Below are 23,898 nucleotides of genomic sequence, written 5' to 3'. Positions count from 1 at the left end.
TCCGCTGCTGGTATGACACAATTTCTCAATGGGACATGGATGGGAGAAACGTTGAAAGACGGAACCTACCTGAACGAGAAAGCAAAGGCATCAAACGTGGTAGCGAAAATGCCCCGAATAGGTCACTTGGGTCGCGAGGTAAAAACAAGATGGCACAACTATTTTGGAAGAAAAATTTCAGGTAACGTTGGATGTTTGGAAGAACCTCCAAGAACTGCAAAAGAACGTTATATTTCAGGATGTACACCTTATCCTCCTGGCGCCTCAGGTTCTAAATCTCTATCGGACTGGCTGAAACGCCGGTTTGAACCTGAGTATGCCATTATGGCTGCAGTAGACTACGCAATTACAAACCTCAAAGCGCTTAAGGCGAAAGGATTCAATATCGATGGCCTCGATGATGCTGAAAAGGCTAAGGTGATGTATCTAACGCATCACCTTGGCCTCGGAGATGCGATAAAATTTATTAGAAAAGAGATTACAGAAAGTAAGGCTAAAATTTACTAGTAGCCCAGGTTGGAGTTGTAGAGGCTATGAAGTATTATGCCGACGCACGAAGTTCCTATATAGAAGGCCATAGATTATGGTTATCTGCTTTTATGGATAAAAATATAAAATTGCAAAACTTCTATAGCTATGATTTATCAATAAAAAGATCTCTGATGTTTCTCTCTTTTCTGCAATCGAAAAATTATAAATGGGATTAGAATTTCATGAAAAAGTAATTTTATTTCAATATTTTTGTTTTCATTTTCTTGTTACGGAAAGGTTAGATGCGCGCTGGAAAAATCAGGCTGTGAAACGATTAAAGGGATGTTAACTTCTCAAACATCCGATAATTTAAATACTATTCTATATCTGAAGGGTTTTGAAATTAAAAAATCCCTACTATTAATCTTGAAAAGCATTCGCATATTATGATATGACTGATGATAGTTTTTGAATGGAGATAAGGAAAACCAAGTAGACTTATTTTATCATATTATGATGATCTGGGATGTGTTTCTGAAATAAATAAAATCAGATGCGAAAAATATTTTTAGTCGATCTTTCTAAAGAAAAACCGATTATATCAAATGAATTTTCTCCGCCATTGCAATATGCAAAGATGATGCATGTCGATTGGAAAAGGGATTCAGTAATAATGCGTTTTGAAGATCATTCCAAGTTTATATATAAAAACGGCGAAATAAAAATGCTGGATGACGGTCATCTGCTTAGGCAAGCAGAAAGAGATGAGGAAAACTCTTTTAAAGATAAAATAATGACCCAGAACCACCCACCCAATCCGCTAACGGCATTACCACGGTTTTAGGAAAGCTTGATTTCTATGGCAATGAAGAAGGTAATACAGATGTAGAGCTTAATGGAAAGATTTTCTTTACTATAAATGGCGATTTTATAATGGGTTGTTTATTAACCCAATAATGAACAATGAAGCTGATGAAGATAAGCTTATCACTCGAATGGTTATATACGCGTCCATTTTAAAAGAATGTCAATATCCGAACGACTTTACGCAATGTCATGTTTTCTATTTATTTGATTTCAGTGGTGACCTTCCTGTCGGAGTTGGACCAATGCGAACAACGGATCCCGATGCGGCTTTGTTACTAACAAAATGGAACAAGAATGCTAAGACTGAAATCGGCTTTAGTGATGGAACTACTTATGAATACATGCAGGGAAAGTTGAATAAAACCAAAGAGGGATTGAAAAAATGAACGGAATCATTCGCATCGGTGACAAGACCACCCATGGCGGCACAGTCACATCCGGCTCTCAGGTAATGAAATTTGGCGGGATTGGCGTTGCTCGAAAGGGTGATGACGTGGCTTGTCCAAAACACGGGGGCACATCAATCAGCGAAGGCCATACCACATTCTGTGATAACAGTTTCCCCGTCGCTTTTCATGGGCATCGATGTGCCTGTGGCTGCAGACTGCTTTCATCCTTGCCACATGTTACCGAGAGTTAAGCTTTATGCCTGTCAGGTTGAATCGTTTTCCTGGGCTGGCACTTCGGCCGGGTCCTCCCCGAATGCTGCTATGGCTGATTGCATATATCTGTATTTTGTTGGTGGGAGTCATAGCTATGGTAATGTTTTGGGGCGAGCACACCAGCCAGCGACCTAGCGTATTTTGGTCAGCGGCGTTTGGGCTTCCCACTTTGTGCTGGGGGCTGCTGGCAGGCGGACGCTGGTTGTTGTATTCCAGTCAGCAGCTCATGGCGGATAACTGGGATGAGGAACGCCGGCTTGATATATTTCAGCAAACTCAGCGAGGTCGCCGTTCACTGCAAATTCTTAGTATTTCACTACACACTGCGTTTGATGAAAATAATCCCGATTCGCAGCTTTTAAATTTAATGCAAAGCAAAATTGCCTTTAAAGCCCAACGATCATGGCAGGGCAAAGAGGCCATTCGCCACAGCAGGCTTTCATTGCTGATAGTGGCTGAGTCAATTGAGGAAGGGGTGAAACGTCTACTGGGCTCCATATTCAATGATTTCGCCGAAACATTGGGATATTTGCCGGCGGAAATGCCCCTTCAACTTGTTATAGAATCCGAAACCCCACTCAATGATGAGACATTCCATCAAATCTGGCAGGACGTTTGGGAAGAAGCGGGTATCATGCAGCCGATATGCCGAATCCAGGGATCCGGACTGTCATTAATAGACAACTGGCTTGACAACAATATTCACGAAGCAGCACTGCTTGTCGTGGTAGCGCTGCAAATTCGCCCAGAACATCCGGACATGACCGCTGAATCCGCTGCAGGCCTGATTTTCGGTAACCGGCTTACACAAAAATCTTTAATCCCGCTGGCCTATCTGCATCGTCCTGAACTGGCGCCGGAAACCGCCATCGAATACGGCGTGCGGCAGGCGCTGGATTGGGTGCCGCTGGCCGCCGAAGCGATAAGCCACGTATGGATTTCGGGAATAAGTCCGTCAAGCAGTGAAGTCGTCACGACGGTGATGGCGGATGTTCCGTTTGATGTGGCCCGCGACCGGGGTATTTATGATTTGGATTCCTCCCTGGGGTATCCCGGATGTGTTACACCCTGGCTAGCTATTGCAGTCGCCGCACAAGCCGCCCAGACAACCTCCTCTCCACAGTTCACGTTCAGCGGGGCTTGCCCGGAGGCTGGCGTTTGGAGTGCCGTGGTTTCACCTTATTTGACGTCGCAGGAGATGACGCCATGAGGCATATACTATCTACTCTTTATTTCTGGCTTCTGGCACTTTTTATACTCGTGATAATGCTTATCCTGAGCTGGCTGGCCTGGCGCGCGCCCGGGATTTTGCGCATTCATCCTGGCAGTGATGCCCAAACTGTATGCCAAATAATGATTATATTCGTAGGCAGCTTAATTCTGCTTCTAATGGCGATTTACCGTGCTGCGATCCGCAGGGCCGGTGGCCTGGCGTATGAAGAACAACGTCAACTTTTAAACGGAGATGACCGGGAAGACCCTCCCATATCGGCGACGCCTTTGCATACGGCCCCAGCGTTTGAAGGGCTAGACGTACATCTTCGCCTGCATCACGGTCGTTTCTGGCGCCGCAAGGTGCGTATCCTGCTGGTTATCGGCGAGCCTGAACAGGTAGAAGCCATCACACCCGGTCTTACATTGCAGCGCTGGCTGGAGGGCAAAAGTACGTTGTTGCTGTGGGGCGGCAGCGTACAAGCCGATCCGAATGAAGAACTGATTGCCCGGCTTCGCGCGCTGCGCCGGCGGCGTCCCCTGGACGGCATCGTCTGGGCGGTGACTGAAACTCAGGGCGCCCAGCCTAAGCACATCGATTTTGGTCTGCGCCAGCTTTTGCGTCAGGGACAGCGGTTAGGCTGGCAGGCGCCGCTCTATCTGTGGCAGGTATGCGACAGCGCCTGGGCGCAAGGGGATCGCCCTGGCGCGCCGGTGGGATGCCTGTTGCCGGCGGCCTGTACATCTGAATATTTATCCGCCCGTTTGCTTGATCTGATTGCACCTCTGCGCCGCGAGGGCATGGGCCAGGTGTTGGCGACTACCCGACATGATTTTCTGCTGCGTTTGTCACTGTACCTGGAGCGGGAGGGTATAACACACTGGCAGCAGGCGCTGGTTCCGCTGTGGCGAGACTTCTCCTGCGCGTTGTCGCTGCGCGGCATGATGTTCAGCCTGCCGGTCAATGACAAAGCGTCCGGGACGGGGCACGGTTGGTGTTCGGATCCGGCATGGCAAGGCATTGTAAACGATAGCTCGGCCAGAGGCCGCCGCGCCGGTTTTTCGTGGGAGCGAAACGCTTTTTATGCGGTGCTGGGATTGACGCTGCTGTGGGGGGGCGGCAGCCTGCTCTCTTTTATCTCCAACCGCAGTCATATCGTTACCGTCAGGGAGCAACTGATGGCGCTGAGGGAAGACGTTCCCATCGGCGAACAATTGAAGGCGCTTCGTCAACTGGCGAATGAACTGGGGCGGTTGCAGTATCTTTCCTCGCACGGCGCGCCCTGGTATCAACGTTTTGGCTTAAATCAAAGCGGCATGTTATCCGCCGCCTTATGGCCGCGCTACGGCGCCATGAATAATCGCCTTGTCCGTGACGGCGCGGCAAAACAGTTAAGCTTCCATCTCGCTGAACTGGTTGCCCTGCCGCCGCACAGTCCGCAACGCGCCAAGCGAGCCCTGGTGGGCTACGGCCGGCTTAAAGCCTACCTGATGCTGGCGTATCCGGAAAAAGCCGATGCGGACTTTTTGACTCGAATCCTCGAAGAAAACGAACCGGTCCGTGCCGGGGTTGCTACCGGCTTATGGCGGAGCCTGTCGCCGGGGCTATGGAGTTTTTATGCCGTGAATCTGGCGGAGCACCCGGAATGGCGCATCGTGCCCGATGCTGATCTGGTGGCGCAGTTGCGCCGGCTATTGCTGGTGCAGATCGGGCAGCGTAACGCCGAGGCAACGCTTTATCAGAAGATACTGCAATCCGTGTCGAACATCTACGCCGAACTTGGCTTAATGCATTTGGTAGGGGATAGGGACGCGCAGGGATTGTTCAGCTCCACCGAAGTGGTGCCAGGGGTGTTTACCCGTCAAGCCTGGGAAGGACAGGTGCAGAAGGCCATTGATGAGGCCGTTGCCTCCCGCCGGGAGGAAATTGACTGGGTGCTCAGCGACGGCACACATCCGGTGACGGCCGAGGTGTCGCCGGAAGCGCTTAAAGAACGCCTTACCGAACGCTATTTTACCGATTTCAGCGGTGCCTGGCTGAATTTTCTCAATAGTCTGCGATGGAAGCAGGCGAAGAATCTGTCGGATGTGACCGACCAGCTCACCCTGATGGCCGATGTGCGTCAGTCCCCGCTGATTGCCCTGATGAACACCCTTAGCTATCAGGGGCAAACCGGACAACGGGGAGCGGCCTTGTCAGATTCGCTGGTGAAGTCCGTACAGAGCCTGCTGCATAAAGACGACCTGCCCGCCATCGACCAGCGCGCCGCGGGGTTGACCGGTCCGTTGGACGGCACCTTTGGCCCGCTGCTGGCAATGATGGGAAAGGGAAGCCCGGCGGGAGTAATGACCGGCGACAGCTCTCTCAGCCTGCAAACCTTCCTGACCCGTATCACCAGGGTGCGCCTCAAACTCCAGCAGGTGGCGAACGCCAATGACCCGCAGGAGATGACCCAGCTACTGGCGCAGACGGTGTTCCAAGGCAAGAGCATTGATCTGACAGACACGCAGGAATACGGCAGCCTGCTTGCCGCCAGCCTGGGGGAAGAGTGGAGCGGTTTTGGCCGGGCGGTGTTTGTCCAGCCGCTGGCCCAGGCGTGGCAGAAGGTACTGAAGCCATCCGCCGCCAGCCTGAATGTGCAGTGGCGATCGTCGATAGCGGATAATTGGGATCGGGCTTTCAATGGGCGCTACCCGTTTGCGGACACGCGCAGCGATGCGTCTCTGCCGATGATTGGGCAATTTGTCCGCACTGAATCCGGACGCATCGAACAGTTCCTGACCCGCCAGTTAAGCGGAGTATTGCACAAGGAAGGCAATCGCTGGGTGCCGGACAAGCTGAACAGCCAAGGGCTGCATTTTAACCCGGCTTTCCTGCGGGCGGTTAACCACCTTAGTCAGCTTGCCGACATTTTATACACTAACGGCGATATGGGCATAAGTTTCGAGCTGATGGCCAAACCGGTACGTGACGTGGTGGAAACCACCTTCAATCTCGATGGACAGAAGCTCAGGTACTTCAACCAGAAGGAAAGCTGGCAAAATTTCCATTGGCCGGGTGCTTCGGACAAACCAGGAGTGATGCTGAGCTGGCGCAGTGTGAATGCCGGCCCGCGCCTGTTCGCCGATGAACAAGGAACCTGGGGGCTTATCCGCCTGCTGGAGCAAGCCAAGGTCACGGCGCTGGATGACGGCGATACCCTTTACCGTCTGGTCTTGACCGGCCCGGATGATTTACCGCTAACCTGGAACCTGCGCACCGAACTGGCCGAAGGACCCTTGGCGCTGCTGAAGCTGCGGGGTTTTTCACTGCCGGCCCGAATATTCGATGTTGATGCCGTCGGTGGAACAATGCCACGAAATACCGCGGCCATAGGGGGAGATGGGTGATGTTGCAAACATTAATCACTACCTGTCTGGCGGAACGGGACGCGCTTGAACTGGCCCGTGGGCAAATGGTCCAGTGGGAAAAATGGTTGCTGCCTCTCTCCGCGGATAGCCCGGTAGGCGATGACCCGTGTTATTGCGACGATTTCCAGCGCATGCGAGAGGAGGTCAATAAAATCACCGGGGCGGATACCGGCCTCATCTGCCGGTTGGCCGAGACGCTGCTGACCACCGTCTGTAAGGACGTCCGCGTTGCTACCTATTATCTGTGGGCGCGCCTGCATGGCGACGGCGAGGCGGGCCTGGCTGACGGGCTGATGCTGCTGGCCGGACTGGTCGACCGTTTTGGCGAACGGGTGCTGCCGGCTCGTCCCAACAGCCGCAGAACGGCGTTGGAATGGCTGGCGGGCAACAAAATGCTGGATAGTCTGGACCGCTATCCGGAAGTGGCGAAGAGCGAGCTGGTGCGCATCGTGGCGGCGCTGGCCCTGCTGGAACACGCTGTCGGCGCATGGTCTGAGCTTGACCGGCCGGCCCTGGGGGCGCTATACGGCGCATTGGAGTTGCGTCTGGCGCAATCGGGTGGGCTGGAGGCGGTGGTGCCGCAACACAGCGCCGTGGATGGCCCGGGAATGCTTTCCTCTTCCGCCGGACTGAAGCCGGGATTGCGTCAAGTTCAGTCGGGCCGCGACCTGCTGGAACAGGGAAAAGCGCTCTCGCGCTACCTGCGCGAACAGCCGCAAGGCTGGCTGGCAAGCCACCGCCTGATGAAAAGTCTGCGCTGGGACACGGTGCATCTTTTACCGCAGCAGGAAAAGGCCGGCAATACCCGCTTGACCCCGCCGCGCAGTGACTGTCGCGCCCAGCTTAAACGCCTGTATCTGCAGCAGAGCTGGGACGAACTGCTGGAACAGGTTGAGCGGATGTATGCGGAGGGCGTTAACCACTTTTGGCTGGATTTGCAATGGTATGCCTGCCAGGCATTGAGCAAGCAGGGGCAGCCGTTCTCCGGTTGGGCGGATCTCGTCAAGCAGGATCTCGGGATGTTGCTGGCGCGCTTGCCCGGGCTGGAAAATCTGAGCTGGAATGACGGCACGCCGTTTGCCGACGATGTGACTCGCGGTTGGATAGCCCAGCAGGCCAGCGGGAGTGCCGAGCATTGGGCGCCCGTAACCTCAGTAACGGCGCCGGCGGATGGCAATGACATTCTGGCCTTGGAAAGCGAGGCCCTGGCCCAGGCGGACAGCGACGGAGTGGACGCCGCATTGGCATGGCTGGCGGCCCGGCCCGGCACTCAAACGATTCGCCAGCGCTGGTTATTGCGTTTATTGATGGCGAGGGTGGCCGAGCAGTACGGCAAAAATGACCTGGCCCTGCATCTGTTGGGAGAGCTCAACACTACCTCCGCCGGTTTGCCGTTAGCTGATTGGGCGCCGGAGCTGAGCTTTGAAGTCAAAGCGCGGCTGCTGAAACTTATGAGGTTGAAAGCTCAGCGCAACGATGCCGACAAGACGGCGCTGGCGCGGCGGATGGAAGCCCTATTGGCTGCGCTGGTGGCTATCGATCCGGTGCGGGCCGCCATCCTTTGCTCGTGATTTCTATCAAATCCGATTTTTATATTGCCCTCTTTTAATGAGAATTTTCCCCATGGATGATTTGACCCTGCGTTATTTTGACGCCGAAATGCGCTATCTGCATGAGGCGGGCAAGGAGTTCGCCGAAGCGCATCCTGACCGGGCGGCGATGCTCAACCTCGACAAGGTCGGCGCGCGCGATCCCTATGTAGAGCGCCTGTTTGAGGGATTTGCCTTCCTGATGGGGCGGCTGCGTGAAAAGCTTGATGATGATCTGCCCGAGCTGACCGAAGGGCTGGTGAGCCTGCTGTGGCCGCACTATCTACGCACCATACCGTCGCTATCCATCGTTGAATTGACGCCAGACCGGCGCCTGATGAAGCACAGTGAGATCGTCGGTCGCGGGTTCGAGGTGATGTCCAGGCCCATGGGGCCTCGGGGGACACGCTGCCGCTACACCACCACCCAGGACATGACGTTAACGCCGCTGTCTGTGGAATCGGCCGGCGTTGTTACCGAACCGGACGGCCGCTCTGTCATCCGGCTGCGGTTCGGCTGCGGCGAACTGGCGGATTGGAGCCAAACTGACCTGTGCCGCCTGCCGTTATACCTCAATGCCGACAGCACGGTGGCCTGCGCGCTGCATCGGGCGCTAACGCTGAAAGCCCAGGGGATGTACATTCGGCTGGCCGGCGACACGGACCGCCGGCCGCTGGAAGGCTTTTTTTCGCCGCTGGGGTTTGGCGACCGGGATCGGCTGTGGCCGAAAGGGGACTGTGCCTTCAGCGGCTACCAATTGTTGCTTGAATACTTCACGTTCCGGGAAAAATTCATGTTCGTAGCGTTGCACGGACTGGAGTACATCGTTTTAACGCAGGGAATGCCCTGGTTTGAGCTGGACGTGGTGCTTAGCGAGCAATGGCGCCATGACTTGCGGATCGATACCACAAGTATCCGCCTGCACTGCGTGCCGGTGATAAACCTGTTTCCCCTCGAGGCCGATCCGTTGACGCTTTCTCCGTTGGCAACCGATTATCTGCTGCGGCCCATGCGCATGCAGGACGGCCATACTGAAATCTATTCAGTGGACAGCGTGATTTCCTCCAAACACAGCGGACATCAAGAATATGTACCGTTCAGCAGCTTTCGCCACAAGGGTGGCATGCTGCGTGCGCAGGCGCCGGAGCGCTATTTCCATTCCCGCGTCAAACGCGGCGCCAGCGGTATACACGATACCTGGCTGATTTTGGGCGGCGAGGCGTTCGACACCGACAAACTCAGCGCCAATGAGTGCCTGTCCCTGACATTGACCGGCACTAATGGACAACTGCCACGCAAGGCGTTGCAAAGCACTCTGCTGGATACGGTAGTGCAATCCACGCAAACCGGCCTCGCCGTGCGCAATCTGTGCGCGCCCACCCATCCTTGTTATCCTCCGAACCGGGATCGCTTCCACTGGCGGGTATTGAGTCATCTGGGATCGAATTTCCTGTCGATGATGGACAATGCTGAAGTGCTGCGGGGCACGCTGGCGCTTTATGACTGGACGGAAGATGAACTCAACCGCCGTCGCCTGGCCGCCATAGTCGAGGTGAAACACCATTTGGCACAACGATTCGAAAAAGGCTTCCTGCTGCGAGGCGTCGATATCGAAATCACTCTTGATAGCAACGGTTTTGCCGGCGAAGGGGATATCAGCCTGTTCGGCGAGATGCTCAGCCGTTTCTTTGCGCTGTACGCTGATGTTCATCTCTTTACCCGGCTCACGCTAAATCTTCAACCCTTGGGAACATGTTTGCGATGGAAAGAGAACCACAGTCAGCGGGTGCCCGGCTGAGGGCTACCCGGCTGGTTGAAGCGATGGCCGATCGGATGGCTGAGGTGGATGTATACCGTTTTTGCCAACTGGTGGAACTGGCTGTGCCGGATAGCCTTCCTTTGGGCAGTACCGCCGACCCGGCAAACGATCCGGTGCGTTTCAGGCCTCATCCCGGCATGGGGTTTCCGGTCAGCGAATTGAAAGCCATCGAGACCGATGGAGAACGCCCCGGACGCCCGGCCACGGTACGAACCTCCTTTCTCGGATTGTACGGCGTGGATTCGCCGTTACCGACGCCGTACCTGGATGATATCACCCGCCAGCGGGAAGGGCATGAGGCCCTTGAAGCCTTCCTCGATATCTTTAACCACCGCATCTTTACTCAATTTTATCGTATCTGGCGTAAGTATTCCTATCCGGCCACGTTTGCCGCCGGCGGCACGGATGCCATCTCCCAATGTCTGCTGGGGCTGATTGGCCTGGGGATACCGGGGACGGCAGCTCATATCGCCACACCGATGTCGCGATTTCTGGCGCTGCTTGGCCTGATGCGTCTGCCGACCCGCACCACGGAAGGAATGGTAGCGCTGGTAGCCCTGCTGGCACCCGATACTGTTGCTTCGGTGACACCTCACTGGCCGCAAAAAATCACCCTGACTCCCGCGGCGGCCCTGGATAAAACCCGTAGGGTAAATCTAAGTCAACGGGTGGTGCTTGGCGGCTCGGGGTGGGATGTCAACAGCCAACTGTTACTGACGTTAGCAACGGAAAATCCCAATGAGGCGCGGGACTGGTTGCCGGGCGGCCCCTTGCAGCGGGATTTACTGGTTTTGCTGAGGGTTTATCTGGGCTGGCGTTGTTCGGTCCGTTTAAAGCTGAGGCTGTCCAGCTGCTGTTTACCGGCGCCGGTACTGGGCGGAAAACAGGTGCAATTGGGGTTAACCGGCGTGCTTGGACTGAGGCCCGCCGAACCTTCGTCGGCTATACCTGCTGCCATCACCATCGGCCTGGGGCGCTATCAGGGATTACAGCCGAATACTGTTGCAATGGAGTGTCAGAATGTCCGTTATCGCTTTTAAAACTCCGCTTGTATTAACCTTTATCATTTCGTCGCTGAGCGGCTGCGGCCTGACGCAAAGCGTGGTGGACGGCACCGGTTCCGTCGCTAAAGCTATTTTATACAAACAAATCAAGACGTTGTATCTGGATTTCAGCGCTCGGGCGTCATTGAATACTGATGAAACAGATATGACTGCCCTGTCGGTACCGACTATGGTACGGGTCTATCAGCTTCGCGACGGTAGCAAGTTAGAGAAAGCGACCTACCAACGCCTGCTGACCGATGGTGAAACCTTGCTGCGGGAAGATATTTTGTCTTGGCGGGAAGTGGTGGTGAAGCCGGGCGAAGGCGCACAGCTTGATATGCCAATGGAAAAAGAGGCGAAGTGTGTGGCGGTGGTCGGGTTGTTCCGCTCGCCGGATACGGTAAAGAACACCTGGCGTATTATTATCCCCCGTGAGCAGTTGGATCCGGATAGCCCACGCGTGATTGAACTGGGGGAGAATACCCTGAGCCTGAAAGCGCCGAAGGAATAAAAAATGCAACATCAAAATCCCTCGCTTTATGAAATGATGATGCACAATTTCAGCGGCGAGATGGAACTGCATCAAATTAGCGGCAGCGATCAGGTCATCCTCTCCGTGCTGGACAATCTGCAGCGCATTCTTAATTGCCGGGCCGGCACTCTCAGCCATTTGCCGGATTACGGTCTGCCGGATATGAGTCAAATCCTGCAGGGCATGCCCGGTTCGGCATATAGCCTGCTAACCACCATGACATTAGTACTGCTGAAATACGAACCGCGCCTGGAAGGCGTTGCCATTAGTCTGTTGCCACAATGTCTTCCGGGGCAGTTGGAATATTCCATTGAAGCGGAGCTCAAAGGCATCGGCCCAATCACCTTCGGTACCACCTTTAGCGCTCAAGGTAAAATGCTTGTTCGCCATCTCCGGCAACAGCGCTTTTTAATCTGATAATGCGTTTCGTCTTGCATTTGCTCTGGTTTCAGACTGGCCGCCCAAGGCGGGGACCGGTGGTGAATTCATGCCGGAAGTGCAGAATCACCGGCCGTCTGAAACAGCTTTAATTCAATGAAATTAATAATTTAGGCAGAGGCGTTATGTCATTGATGACCACCGGCCATAGGGTCAGCACCGGCGGCGATCCCCGTGGTTTTACCGAATTTACCGCATTGCGTGATGAGTTGGATAAATTACATCATCCCGCCCGCCCGGACGTGGACTGGCTACGCATTGAACAACTTTGCCTGGCGCTGTTCCGCCGAAACGGCGTTGAACTGCATACCGCGGTGGATTTTACGTTGGCGCGAGCCCGAGTGGCGGGTCTGGCGGGATTGTGCGAGGGCGTTGAACTGATAGCGGCATTGGTTATCCAGCAATGGGCAGTTTTCTGGCCCCGGCCAACCCATGCAAGAGTGGCGCTGCTGGCGGGTCTCTGCGAGCGGTTGCAGCAGGTCTGGCGTATGATCCACGTGGACTACGGAGATTTGGCCCTGTTATACCGTGCCGATCGGGGGATGGAGACGATTTGCGATGCGTTGCGCACTCTCGAACTCAATCATCTTTGCAAATTGGATATCTTGCGGCAAACCATCCATGATACCGCGCTGCGTCTGGAACACACCGACGATTCCCCTATCAGGGCGGATAACCCGCCGCTGCCCGGCGGGTCTAATCACCTTTTGGCCATCTCTTCCATGACCGGATTGGAAAGTGAACCCCTCATCTATATTGCCGAAACCAAAAACCAGGCGCATCCGCGCATACATGTCGCCGAACTTACGCCGCCGCGCTGGAAAGCCTGGCAAGGTTTTGCGGCGGGCATATTCATCACTGCCCTGACTGTAGCGGGATGCATGCTGATACAACGGCATTCCGCAGAAACCCTGGACCAAACCCTGCTGGCAACAACGCAACCCTTGCCGGCCGCGTTACCGTCACGCAGAATTAATGTCCTGGAGCAGCATCATTCGCCGGCGGAGCGGGCGCAGGCCAAGCCGGCGGTGATACAGGCCACCGGGGCACGGTTGGAACAGCTGGCGGGACTGCCGCCATTATGGGCGCACCGCCATGGCGATGGCTTATTAGCGCAGGTTCGTCAATTATGGCCTTATAGCGAGCGGATCAAGCGCCTCTCCGCTGATTGGCGCCGGCAGCGTTTGGCCAATGCAACGCCCGAAGAAGAATTGGCAAATTTTTTTTTGGCGCGTACACGCCTGGAACAGCTGGGGCAACAATTAAACCAACTGGAGCAATCCAAGGGCCGCTACATGACGGTGTCGGCCCTTAAAACCGCGGTCTTCTCCATCCAGCAACCATTGCATCGCACACTGCCGCTGGAAGAACTGTTGCGGCAATATCATGAGCAGATCCAGACGGGAGAGGAGCCGTCGCCTGTTTTGCGTCAGCAGATTGAACGGCGTTTTAGCCAGTTGCTCAACCGCTTTGCCTTGATGACCGATTTGGAATGAACGCCGGCGGCCGGATACTATTTCTTGTATTTTCATATGCCGGCCGAGCTTGTGTTGCATCCTTTCCGGAGAGAATTCCGCCGGTTCGTCAGGCTCATGGAATTAATCCCGTGAACGCCCGGGACAAATCGGCAATTACGCCATGCGCGCTGTCACGGCATATAATGCGTTAATAATCCCAAGTCTCAGGATCAATACCCATTTCGCGCATCATCTCTTTGGCTACTTCCGGTATTTCATCGTTTCGCTCTTTGCGAAGATCGTTATCATCGGGCAATGGCTGGCCGGTGAATGCGTGCAGGAAGGCTTCGCAAAGCAGTTCACTGTTGGTGGCGTGACGTAAATTATTAACCTGCCGCCGGGTTCTTTCGTCAGTAAGAATTTTCAGAACCTTCAGCGGAATGGATACCGTAATTTTTTTAACCTGCTCACTTTTTTTACCATGTTCAGCATAAGGGCTGACATATTCGCCTTTCCATTCCGCCATGGGATACCTTAATTTCTCATAAAATGATTAAAATTCGCTAAAAACGAGCCAATTATGCCGGAACTTCGTGTTACTCACTACTCCACGCCCGCTTATTTTGCGACTTATCAGCTTTTCCTATCATAACGCACTCGACCGCTACCATTACCCACGGTAAAAGAGAGGTTAGATTTTAACACTTTAAACCCGCATAATTTTAGCTGTTATTGATAATTTGCTCAATCTATACGCTAAGAAGTTTAGATGTCCAGATGTATTGACGTCTATCTAAGAGGAGGTTACTCTTTTACCTCCACTCTCCAGCACTGATCAGGATGTGAGTACATGACGCGCAAACAGGCCACAATCGCAGTTCGCAGCGGGCTTAATGATGATGAACAGTTCGGTTGCGTTGTTCCGCCAATCACGCTTTCCAGCACCTATAACTTCGTGGATTTCAATCAACCCCGCGCGCATGACTACTCCCGGCGGGGCAATCCGACCCGTGATATCGTGCAGAGGGCCTTGGCTGATTTGGAGAATGGCGCCGGCGCGGTACTGACCAGCAGCGGTATGTCGGCGATACATCTGGTTTGCACGGTCTTCCTTCAGCCCGGCGATTTGCTGGTGGCGCCTCATGATTGTTATGGCGGAAGCTATCGCCTGTTCGATAGTCTGAGCAAACGCGGCGCGTATCGGGTAAAATTCGTCGATCAGGGTGATGAAGCGGCGCTGAGGGCGGCACTGGCCGAACATCCCAAGCTGGTGCTGATTGAGACGCCGAGCAATCCGTTGCTGAGGGTAGTGGAAATCGCCGCTATTTGCCGGGCTGCCCATGAGGTCGGCGCTATCTGCGTGGCGGATAATACCTTTATGAGTCCGGCGCTGCAGCAACCGCTCACATTGGGCGCCGATCTGGTGGTGCATTCCTGCACCAAATACCTGAACGGACATTCCGATGTGGTGGCCGGCGCGGTGATTGCCAAAGATGAAGCCCTCGCCACCGAACTGGCCTGGTGGGCTAATAACATCGGCGTTACGGGTGGCGCTTTCGACAGCTATCTGCTGTTGCGCGGGATTCGTACCCTGAATCCGCGCATTCGGCAGCAGCAAAGCAATGCCCAGGATATAGTGGACTACTTGCAGCGGCAGCCGCTGGTAAAAAAACTGTATTATCCCGGGTTGCCCGGCAATCCGGGCCATGAAATCGCCTGCCGCCAGCAGTCGGGCTTCGGCGCCATGCTGAGCTTTGAACTGGATGGCGACGAAGCCGTGTTGCGACGCTTTTTGTCCAGCCTGGAGCTGTTCACACTGGCGGAATCCCTTGGCGGTGTGGAGAGCCTGATTTCCCATGCGGCGACCATGACCCATGCCGGCATGGCGCCGGAAGCGCGCGCGGCGGCCGGTATCGGCGAAACCCTATTGCGTCTGTCGGTGGGTATCGAAGACAGTGAAGATTTGATAGCTGATTTGGAACAAGCCTTCCAGGTAGCGACTAAGAGGTAAGTATGAGTGCTTTAGGGACGATTGGACGCCCGGTGGGCAGGCAACTGCATAAATTCGGCGGCAGCAGTCTGGCGGATGTGAAATGTTATCAACGGGTGGCGGGCATTATGGCCGAATACAGCCAACCCGGCGATCTGATGGTAGTCTCCGCAGCGGGAAGCACCACTAACCAACTAATTAGTTGGCTTAAATTCAGCCAGAGCGATCGTATCTCCGCGCATCAGATCCAACAAACTCTCCGTCGTTATCAGCATCAACTGATAAGCGGCCTGCTACCCTCCGATCAGGCGGATGCGAGGTTCGCCGAGTTTGTGCGCGATCTCGAGCGCCTGGCGGTGTTGCTGGACGGCAAGATGACCGAAGCCGTCTATGCTGAAGTGGTGGGACACGGGGAAATCTGGTCTGCGCGGCTGATGGCCGCGGTGCTCAACCATCAGGATATCGATGCGGCCTGGCTAGATGCCCGTGATTTCCTGCGTGCCGAATATGCCGCACAGCCGCAGGTGGACGAAGCCCTCTCCTGGCCGCTGTTACAGCGGATCTTGACCCAATATCCCAACAAGCGCCTGGTGGTAACCGGATTTATCAGCCGTAACCAGGCGGGGGATACGGTATTGCTGGGGCGTAACGGCAGCGATTATTCCGCCACCCAAATCGGCGCCCTGGCGGGGGTAACGCGAGTCACCATCTGGAGTGACGTGGCGGGGGTGTACAGCGCCGATCCGCGCAAGGTCAAGGATGCCTGCCTGCTGCCGCTACTGCGTCTTGATGAAGCCAGCGAATTGGCGCGGTTGGCCGCGCCGGTCCTCCATACCCGTACCTTGCAGCCGGTGTCCGGCAGCGATATCGACCTGATGCTGCGCTGCAGCTATCAGCCGGAACAGGGATCGACCCGTATAGAAAGGGTGCTGGCGTCAGGCACCGGCGCCAAAATTGTCACCAGCCATGATGATGTTTGCCTGATTGAGCTGTCGGTTGCGCCGCAGCATGATTTCAGCCAGGCGCAAAAAGAGATTGATGCGGCTCTGAAAAGAACGCAAATCAAACCGTTGGCCATGGGGGTCCATCGCGATCGTCGGTTGATTCAGCTTTGCTATACCGCCGAGGTGGCCGGCAGTGTCTATCAGGTACTGGAAAAGGCGGACCTGCCCGGCCAATTGCAGCTGCGCGAAGGATTGGCGCTGGTGGCTATGGTGGGGGCCGGCGTCGCCAAAAACCCCCTGCACTGCCACCGTTTTTATCAGCAGCTTAAATATCAGCCGGTGGAGTTTTTCTGGCAGGCGGAAGACGGCATCAGCCTGGTGGCGGTATTGCGCGTCGGTCCCACCGAACATGTTATCCAGGGCTTGCACACCTCGCTGTTTCGCGCTGAAAAGCGCATCGGCCTGGTGCTGTTCGGCAAAGGCAATATCGGCTCCCGCTGGCTGGAGCTGTTTGCCCGCGAACAGGAAAGCCTGTCGGCCCGTACCGGCTTTGAATTTATCCTCAGCGGCGTAGTGGACAGCCAGCGCAGCCTCCTTGACTATGAGGGACTCAACGCCAGCCGGGCGCTGGCCTTCTTCAACGATGAAGCCGTTGAGCAGGATCCGGAAGACCTGTTTCTCTGGATGCGCGCGCATCCCTATGACGATCTGGTGGTGCTGGATGTGACCGCCAGCGAAATCCTGGCGGATCAATATCTTGATTTCGCCAGCTACGGTTTTCATGTCATCAGCGCCAATAAACTGGCGGGGGCCTCCAGCGGAGATAATTATCGCCAAATTCGCGACGCTTTTGCCAAAACGGGGCGGCATTGGCTCTATAACGCCACGGTTGGCGCCGGTCTACCGGTTAACCATACGGTGCGCGACCTGCGTGACAGCGGCGACAGTATCCTGTCCATCAGCGGTATTTTTTCCGGCACGCTTTCCTGGCTGTTTTTACAATTCGACGGTACGGTGCCCTTTACCGATTTGGTTGAGCAAGCCTGGCAACAAGGTCTTACCGAACCCGATCCCAGGGTGGACCTGTCCGGCCAGGATGTCATGCGCAAGCTGGTGATCCTGGCCCGGGAAGCGGGTTACGACATCGAGCCGAACCAGGTGCGGGTAGAATCGTTGGTTTCCGCAAGCAGCGAAAGCGGCTCGGTGGATCAGTTTTTCGAAGATGGCGATGCCCTGAATGAAGAAATGACCCGGCGGCTGGAGGCGGCCAGCGAAATGGGTCTGGTTTTGCGCTATGTGGCGCGCTTTGACGCCAATGGCAAAGCCCGCGTCGGGGTCGAGGCGGTACGCCGGGAGCATCCGCTGGCGGCATTGCTGCCCTGCGACAACGTGTTTGCCATCGAGAGCCGCTGGTATCGGGATAACCCGCTGGTGATTCGCGGACCGGGGGCGGGGCGTGATGTTACCGCCGGCGCTATTCAGTCGGATTTGAACCGGCTGGCGCAGTTACTATAACAGTTTTGCCGGACGGCATCGCCGCCCGGTTTTAGACTCAGGTTGAGTTTATATTGCGGCGTACGATAAGTTGTCTAAAATTGAACATTGGAATACTCTAATTTACATTTACAGGAAATGATGACCTATACAGATGGGACAGGTCGGCTTATTCAGGTGAAATTTAATTTTATTAATAAAATTAACAACGTATTACGTTTTACTGATAATCCAAGCGCAGTAAAGCAAAAACCAGTTAATATATTGGGAGAAATAAATATTTACCCTTGAATTCTTATAACTGAAATATAAACTTTAAGGAATCATTTTAATTTATTTTATATGCAATTGGCTGAACTAAATAGTGCGTATACGGCAATGATTAATGAGCGACAGGCAAAATTATTACGTTATTATATGCTAAATAACTGCGCCTATTACCGCTCCACTTTTGTTAGTCCAGGTTTGTTGCCTGGGAAAGGTGATGCGGTTTTCATAAATTGTCTGACATTTTTAGTAACTCCCACATTGTTTTACAGTGATGATTGCGGGTCACCGTTTCGTGTAATGCTAACCATAAGAGCTCTATTTTGTTCACCCATGGCGAGTAAATCGGCTGATAAATAAGAATAAATTTTGGATTCTTCTTCAACCACTTCAATGTCTTTTTACTTTTGTGAATGATGTAATTATCGACAATAAGGGTGATCGTTTTGGCGCTGCGATACGTGCTTTTCAGCTGGCATAGCATATCGATGAACAAGCCTGAGTTTTTACGTGTTCCACTCACGTAATCCACTCTGCCCGTTCCAGCATGCAGCGCACCTGCAAGGTAATGTTTTTCATTTTTACCCGGCGTAGGGATGCGTTTCTGCTGACCTTTTTTCTGCCAGTCCGCGCCGATTTTTGGGTTGAGATCGATATCAACTTCATCCTCGTAAAACACGGGATGTTCAGCACTGTTCTTTGCCAATGCCTCATCAATTGCAGCCAGCTTTTCTTCCCTGTGAGGATCCCGAATATGCAAGGTCGGAGCTGCTCTGCGCCAGACAATGCCGGCTCCTGGCAACCAACGGCGAAGTGAGCCAGGATGCAACGTAGAGTTAAATAACTTATTAATTTCAATCGTTAACATCTCGGTACTCCAGCGTGAGCGCAGATAGCCAAAATCTTGCGGGAGCGCTGAACAAGCAAATTGAGCATTCGCAGCATGGCGTCGACAGGCCATTTTTTGACGGCCCGGTGGCAGACTTTTCAGGCCTTCAATACCAAATAACGTGAACCAATTAATCCAGCGTCCGACGGAAGAACGGGCGGCACATAGGGTTTTAGCAACGCAAGTCAGCGATTCACCCCGGTGCAACATCAACATGGCGATAAGGCGTCTGGCATGATTCTTATCTGCCGTTTTCTGGACAATTTTTTGCATCTGGCGTCGTTCATTTCTGGGTATGGGTGCTATGATCGGCATAACTCAGTCCGGTTGGTGATTTGTGATGTTTGGCGATTGATCAGATCGCTCAAACCGGATTGAGTTCCCTTCGGTGATCTACTATTAGGCGCAGTTATTTAGTATCCAGCGTGTTTTGTAGATTTTTGTGTCTAGTGGCTGAACGCTAAACTCGTTAAGTTCAAAGCCTGGTGATAAAGGATAATTACTGTGGAAAGATTAACATCTGAATATTTTATAGATCATACCCTATCAAGGAAGTGAACGGCAATGAGGTTGGTAAGTCTTCACATCTTAGCAGGGAAATAAAAATGTTAGATCAACCGAAATTAATATAAATCACTTCCCTGCTCTGGTTGTCGGTAAAATATTTGAGTATCTATCAAATGAAGATATATTATCATTAACGCTTTTCCCAAGGGTATATTTGAGTGAAGCAAAGAGAGCTATCCTCGGCAGAAAAATTTGAGAGAAATGAAGTTAACTTTAATTGATCAACAAGAAAAGGCATCTCAGTGCATCAAGAATCTGTCGGTCATATTCGAGCATGCCGGTGCTAAGATTGATATCACAACAGGCAACACTATGTTGCATGACGCAATAATTTATCGTAAATTATATCTTGTGAAAGATTTGCTCAAATTGAAAGGTCTTGATATTAATTTCAGTAACAAAGAAAATTTCACCGCGTTTGCCTTAGCTGCCTACGATGGACAATCTGACGTAATAGCTACGCTTATCAAAGCGCCGAATATTATTATCAATATTGGAAATGGAAAATACAGCCAAACAGCATTACAATTTGCGATAATAAAAGGACACAGAGAAATCGCTGAAAAATCATTAAATCCGGCCAATGTGATATTAATAAACAAGGCAGCGAGGGTACAACCGCTCTTCATATCGCAGCCAAAAAGGGGGATATTGGAATCGTCCGACTTTTGTTGGAAAGAGAGGACATTAATGTCAATTGTGTCCATGAAGATGGTGATACGGCGTTAATGGTAGCATTAGCAGAAAAGAAATATGATGTTGCAAAAGCGCTAATGGCGAGGAAGAATATCAATATCAGAACTAAAAACAACTTGGGATTCTCGCTATTACATATTGCCATGCTGCATGAGCGGGGAGAGCAATCCATCGTTAACGCGCTGCTGGTAAAAGGGCTCAATGTAAATGATAAATCAAACGACGGTTTTACGCCATTGGAGATCGCTATAACGCAAGGATTCAAAGCCGGGGTTGAAGCGTTGCTCCTTCATCCTCATACCAAGGCGGGGTTGAGTCAGGATCGTATAAAAAATCATCAGCTCAGAGCGCTTAGGACGAATCAACACGAGATAGCAAAGATATTTGAACGGCTAAGCGGAACAAAAATGATGAGCGCTCAAGAATTTTTACACACTTACAAACGCTGATACCTGTTTATACATGCTAGCTGATTTAAGTTGCAGAAAAGACAGCGGTGCGACGACAAATGGTTGTATGCTAATGTGAATAACGTTTGCTTAGAAGAGTTGGGTGAACTCATGACGATCCTCTGTGAACAAACGCCCCGGCATGAGAAAATACAAGAATTTGAACATGAATAATTCGTAAGCCAGGAGATGTTTGACCACGTGATTTGAAGGGGCGTGGAATGGGGCTGCTTTTGCGCCATGTGGCGCTATTATGTCAACTGCAAAGCTCGGGTTTGCGTGCAGGCGGTTCGTCGGGACCATTAGCTGGCGGTATCGTTGCCGTGCGATAACGTATTTGCCATCAAGAGCCGCTGGTAGCCGGATAATCCATTGATGATTCACGGCCGGGGCAGGGCGAGATGATACCGCTGGCGCTATTCAATGGGATTTATACCGTGTTGTAAAATACTTTGCAGGACAGTTTCTCCGCGCGATTTGTTCATTTTATTGCTCAAAATCGGCGATAGCATCTACACCGAACTGTTGCTATCTATACCCTATTATGACTGGTTAATTCATTGGCCTGGTTGAATAAAATTTAGTGACAAAGGAGATATTTGATAAACTCTTTGCAAAAGGCAGCATTTGTATTAATGTATTAGGTTCTTAAATTAAAAAGTTAAACACTATTAATTTAATTAAAGTTAAATTAAATGAAGGGTAATATCAAATGAATACTAGTGCAAATGCTTGCTATGATAGAGCGTATAAAATCATTCATGATTTAAGAACCAATAGGTTCAGCCTGATTAAATGGCCGCTAATCGGTGTGCGATCAAGCAGTAAAGGCTTAAAAATATTTGTGACACTCATTTTGATAGGTTGCCTGTAGAAATTATTGGTAAAATATTAAAGAATATGTCAATCTCGGAATCACTGCCGTTGGCAGCGACGTCTCATCTATTCTTATCCGAAGCCGTGCGTAACATTGAGTTAGCGACTGGTAAAGATTTAGCTGAAGCTATGTTTTCGCTGGTTGATAAAGGTGATTGTCAGAGTATTAATCTTCTGCGTTTAATGAATATTAACTATTTTCTTGTTAAAGAGGATAAGACGGATAATAACTTGTTGCATTGTGCGGTTCAAAGCCAGAAAAGTGATATATGTAGCATTCTACTTAAGATTGAAAGTGTAGATATTAATGCTAGGAATAAAGAGGGTATACGCCGTTACATTATGCTATTAAGAATAATGATATAAGTACATTAACTAAACTTCTTGGCATGCCAGGCATTGATTTGAATGACAATTGTAATATCAGCGATCTCGATGATGATGATGATCAAAATTATCTACCTATCCTGCACTATGCGGTGAAATGTGGTAATTTCGACATTGTGAAGACACTGCTGGCTCATAAAGAAATTAATGTTAATGTCTGTGATGGAAATGGGGATCTGGCTTTGAGACATGCTTTTGCTAAAAAGCATAATAAAATAAATGAAGCTATCATTGATCTATTTCTCGATAAAGAATCTATTGCAATAAACCACCAGAACAATAACAAAGAGACATTATTGCATTTGGCTATATTGAGTCCTTATCACTATCTTATTGAGGATTTAGCGAAAAGAGGTATAGACGTTAACCTAATTGATCGGCAAAATAACGCTGCGCTGCATTTTTCGGTAGCCCATGAGTTTTTGGCGTAACCGAGAAGTTACTTAAAATCCCAAATTTAAAATTAGATATCAAGAATATATTTGGGATGACAGCCTATGAGTTGGCAGTGCGCAAAGGGTTTGATAAGATAGCCGAACTTATTCAAGAAAGGCAATCAGTTAAATCTCCAAACGTGTCCAACTGGTTTGGTCTTTTGATTTGATCTCATTCTTCAATATTCAAAATATTTTCTCTTCCATAACCGACTGAAGTTTATGCACTCAAACGACCGCCAGGAATAGCCCGGGTCGTTTGGCAAACGTCGATCACGCTAAAGTGAAGAATTTTCAACATTGGTGAACATTCCTCCCCATCGTCGGCAATGATTTTGTTGACTCTGCTAACGATTTCCGTCAAATTCTATTTGGCCGTCTAAACGTATAGACGCATACCAAGATGAGTTCGCAACGCACCGCCATCAGCGTATAGTCTTCAATAAACAACCACACGCGCAAGAGGAAAAGGTATGAGTTTTTTTCACGCCAATCAGCGGGAAGCCCTGAACCAAAATCTGGCTGAATTACAGGGCGATATCAACGTCTCGTTTGAGTTTTTTCCTCCGCGCACCAGCGAAATGGAGCAAACGCTGTGGCACTCCATCGATCGCCTGAGCATTCTTAAACCCACCTTCGTCTCGGTGACGTACGGCGCCAACTCAGGCGAGCGAGACCGCACCCATAGCATTATCAAGGATATCAAGGAGCGCACCGGCCTGGATGCCGCGCCTCACCTGACCTGCATCGACGCCACGCCGGAGGAGCTGAAAAAGATTGCCGAAGACTATTGGCACAGCGGCATCCGTCATATCGTTGCGCTGCGCGGCGACCTGCCCCCCGGCAGCGGTAAACCGGCCATGTACGCCGCCGATTTGGTGACGTTGCTGAAAAAAGTCGGTGACTTTGATATTTCCGTGGCTGCCTATCCGGAAGTACATCCGGAAGCCAAAAGCGCCCAGTCCGATCTGATTAACCTGAAGAAGAAAGTGGAAGCCGGCGCCAACCGGGCCATCACTCAATTCTTTTTTGATGTGGAAAGCTATCTGCGTTTTCGCGATCGCTGCGTGGCCGCCGGCATTGAAACCGAAATCGTCCCCGGCATTCTGCCGGTATCCAATTTCAAACAGCTGCAACGCTTCGCCGCCATGACCAATGTAAAGGTACCGAATTGGATGACCAGCATGTTTGACGGTTTGGATAACGATGCTGAAACCCGCAAAATGGTCGGCGCCTCCATTGCTATGGATATGGTGAAAATCCTCAGCCGGGAAGGGGTGAAGGATTTTCATTTCTATACCCTGAATCGCGCCGATTTGACCTACGCCATTTGCCATACCCTCGGCGTGCGGCCGCAGGTCGCCGCCGAACAGACTATCGTTCAGGCCGCCCAATAACGAC

The 23,898-nt window shown here is 51.9% G+C and carries 20 protein-coding genes and 3 pseudogenes; 21 read left to right on the top strand and 2 right to left on the bottom strand.

What is annotated here, in order from left to right; genetic code table 11:
- Nucleotides 1-39 precede the first annotated feature (39 nt).
- The 12 genes from GTU79_RS28570 (at nucleotide 40) to GTU79_RS28515 (ending at nucleotide 13,543) form a co-directional block, all read left to right on the top strand.
- On the top strand, nucleotides 40-507 hold the full coding sequence (locus GTU79_RS28570) for a hypothetical protein (RefSeq protein ID WP_214513583.1): 468 nt from the start codon (nucleotides 40-42) through the stop codon (nucleotides 505-507).
- A 517-nt stretch (nucleotides 508-1,024) separates the two neighbouring features.
- Nucleotides 1,025-1,315 carry a hypothetical protein gene (locus GTU79_RS28565; protein WP_214513582.1) on the top strand — a complete coding sequence of 97 codons (291 nt, stop codon included), beginning with the start codon at nucleotides 1,025-1,027 and terminating at the stop codon, nucleotides 1,313-1,315.
- A gap of 112 nt (nucleotides 1,316-1,427) precedes the next feature.
- On the top strand, nucleotides 1,428-1,724 hold the full coding sequence (locus tag GTU79_RS28560) for a hypothetical protein (protein WP_214513581.1): 297 nt from the start codon (nucleotides 1,428-1,430) through the stop codon (nucleotides 1,722-1,724).
- Nucleotides 1,721-1,978: a PAAR domain-containing protein gene (locus GTU79_RS28555; RefSeq protein WP_203524087.1), complete on the top strand. Its 258-nt coding sequence runs from the start codon at nucleotides 1,721-1,723 to the stop codon at nucleotides 1,976-1,978. Before GTU79_RS28560 ends, GTU79_RS28555 begins: the two co-directional genes overlap by 4 nt.
- Before the next feature lie 62 nt (nucleotides 1,979-2,040).
- A complete protein-coding gene (locus GTU79_RS28550; protein ID WP_132924366.1) occupies nucleotides 2,041-3,210 on the top strand; it encodes a hypothetical protein in 1,170 nt (389 codons plus the stop codon).
- Complete coding sequence (locus GTU79_RS28545; RefSeq protein ID WP_420854142.1) at nucleotides 3,207-6,602, top strand: ImcF-related family protein; 3,396 nt, start codon at nucleotides 3,207-3,209, stop codon at nucleotides 6,600-6,602. The genes GTU79_RS28550 and GTU79_RS28545 overlap by 4 nt, the downstream gene beginning before the upstream one ends.
- Nucleotides 6,602-8,194 carry a type VI secretion system protein TssA gene (gene tssA, locus GTU79_RS28540; RefSeq protein WP_203524086.1) on the top strand — a complete coding sequence of 531 codons (1,593 nt, stop codon included), beginning with the start codon at nucleotides 6,602-6,604 and terminating at the stop codon, nucleotides 8,192-8,194. Before GTU79_RS28545 ends, tssA begins: the two co-directional genes overlap by 1 nt.
- Before the next feature lie 52 nt (nucleotides 8,195-8,246).
- Nucleotides 8,247-10,010: a type VI secretion system baseplate subunit TssF gene (gene tssF, locus GTU79_RS28535; protein ID WP_203524085.1), complete on the top strand. Its 1,764-nt coding sequence runs from the start codon at nucleotides 8,247-8,249 to the stop codon at nucleotides 10,008-10,010.
- A complete protein-coding gene (gene tssG / locus GTU79_RS28530) occupies nucleotides 9,974-11,071 on the top strand; it encodes a type VI secretion system baseplate subunit TssG (RefSeq protein ID WP_203524084.1) in 1,098 nt (365 codons plus the stop codon). The genes tssF and tssG overlap by 37 nt, the downstream gene beginning before the upstream one ends.
- Entirely contained in the window at nucleotides 11,052-11,588 is a 537-nt protein-coding gene (gene tssJ, locus GTU79_RS28525; RefSeq protein ID WP_203524083.1) for a type VI secretion system lipoprotein TssJ, read from the top strand. The genes tssG and tssJ overlap by 20 nt, the downstream gene beginning before the upstream one ends.
- A gap of 3 nt (nucleotides 11,589-11,591) precedes the next feature.
- Nucleotides 11,592-12,026, top strand: coding sequence for a type VI secretion system baseplate subunit TssE (gene tssE, locus GTU79_RS28520; protein WP_203524082.1), 435 nt, complete (start codon nucleotides 11,592-11,594; stop codon nucleotides 12,024-12,026).
- Between the two features lie 146 nt (nucleotides 12,027-12,172).
- Nucleotides 12,173-13,543: a VasL domain-containing protein gene (locus tag GTU79_RS28515; protein ID WP_203524081.1), complete on the top strand. Its 1,371-nt coding sequence runs from the start codon at nucleotides 12,173-12,175 to the stop codon at nucleotides 13,541-13,543.
- Nucleotides 13,544-13,712: 169 nt separating this feature from the next.
- Here the strand turns inward: GTU79_RS28515 and metJ are convergent, their stop codons facing one another.
- Nucleotides 13,713-14,030 (bottom strand): met regulon transcriptional regulator MetJ, encoded by a 318-nt coding sequence (gene metJ, locus GTU79_RS28510; protein ID WP_132924380.1) that lies wholly within the window; start codon nucleotides 14,028-14,030, stop codon nucleotides 13,713-13,715.
- 324 nt (nucleotides 14,031-14,354) lie between these two features.
- Here metJ and metB point away from each other — a divergent pair, with 324 nt between their 5' ends.
- From metB to GTU79_RS28495, 3 genes are all read left to right on the top strand, one after another.
- On the top strand, nucleotides 14,355-15,515 hold the full coding sequence (gene metB / locus GTU79_RS28505) for a cystathionine gamma-synthase (RefSeq protein WP_203524080.1): 1,161 nt from the start codon (nucleotides 14,355-14,357) through the stop codon (nucleotides 15,513-15,515).
- A gap of 2 nt (nucleotides 15,516-15,517) precedes the next feature.
- On the top strand, nucleotides 15,518-17,953 hold the full coding sequence (locus tag GTU79_RS28500) for a bifunctional aspartate kinase/homoserine dehydrogenase II (protein WP_203524079.1): 2,436 nt from the start codon (nucleotides 15,518-15,520) through the stop codon (nucleotides 17,951-17,953).
- A 117-nt stretch (nucleotides 17,954-18,070) separates the two neighbouring features.
- Nucleotides 18,071-18,223, top strand: a complete 153-nt coding sequence (locus GTU79_RS28495; RefSeq protein ID WP_214513580.1) for a hypothetical protein — start codon at nucleotides 18,071-18,073, stop codon at nucleotides 18,221-18,223.
- 146 nt (nucleotides 18,224-18,369) lie between these two features.
- On the opposite strand, the pseudogene GTU79_RS28490 reads toward GTU79_RS28495, so the two are convergent.
- Nucleotides 18,370-19,397, bottom strand: a pseudogene (locus GTU79_RS28490) (IS630 family transposase).
- Nucleotides 19,398-19,856: 459 nt separating this feature from the next.
- Here GTU79_RS28490 and GTU79_RS31745 point away from each other — a divergent pair.
- The 6 genes and pseudogenes from GTU79_RS31745 to metF form a co-directional block, all read left to right on the top strand.
- Nucleotides 19,857-20,159, top strand: a pseudogene (locus GTU79_RS31745) (ankyrin repeat domain-containing protein); the annotation flags it as partial.
- Nucleotides 20,160-20,221: 62 nt separating this feature from the next.
- Entirely contained in the window at nucleotides 20,222-20,800 is a 579-nt protein-coding gene (locus GTU79_RS28480; RefSeq protein WP_420854213.1) for an ankyrin repeat domain-containing protein, read from the top strand.
- A 221-nt stretch (nucleotides 20,801-21,021) separates the two neighbouring features.
- Nucleotides 21,022-21,248 (top strand): annotated as a pseudogene (locus tag GTU79_RS31240) (hypothetical protein); the annotation flags it as partial.
- 476 nt (nucleotides 21,249-21,724) lie between these two features.
- Complete coding sequence (locus GTU79_RS28475) at nucleotides 21,725-22,042, top strand: hypothetical protein (protein WP_203524076.1); 318 nt, start codon at nucleotides 21,725-21,727, stop codon at nucleotides 22,040-22,042.
- Entirely contained in the window at nucleotides 22,024-22,494 is a 471-nt protein-coding gene (locus GTU79_RS28465; protein WP_420854212.1) for an ankyrin repeat domain-containing protein, read from the top strand. The genes GTU79_RS28475 and GTU79_RS28465 overlap by 19 nt, the downstream gene beginning before the upstream one ends.
- Nucleotides 22,495-22,970: 476 nt before the next feature.
- Complete coding sequence (gene metF, locus GTU79_RS28460) at nucleotides 22,971-23,894, top strand: methylenetetrahydrofolate reductase (protein WP_203524074.1); 924 nt, start codon at nucleotides 22,971-22,973, stop codon at nucleotides 23,892-23,894.
- Nucleotides 23,895-23,898: the final 4 nt, after the last annotated feature.

Origin of the sequence: Sodalis ligni (assembly GCF_016865525.2) — a bacterium.
GTDB lineage: Bacteria > Pseudomonadota > Gammaproteobacteria > Enterobacterales > Enterobacteriaceae > Acerihabitans > Acerihabitans ligni.
The sequence above is the reverse complement of the archived record's forward strand: the minus strand, read 5'-3'. Positions and strand labels throughout refer to the sequence as shown.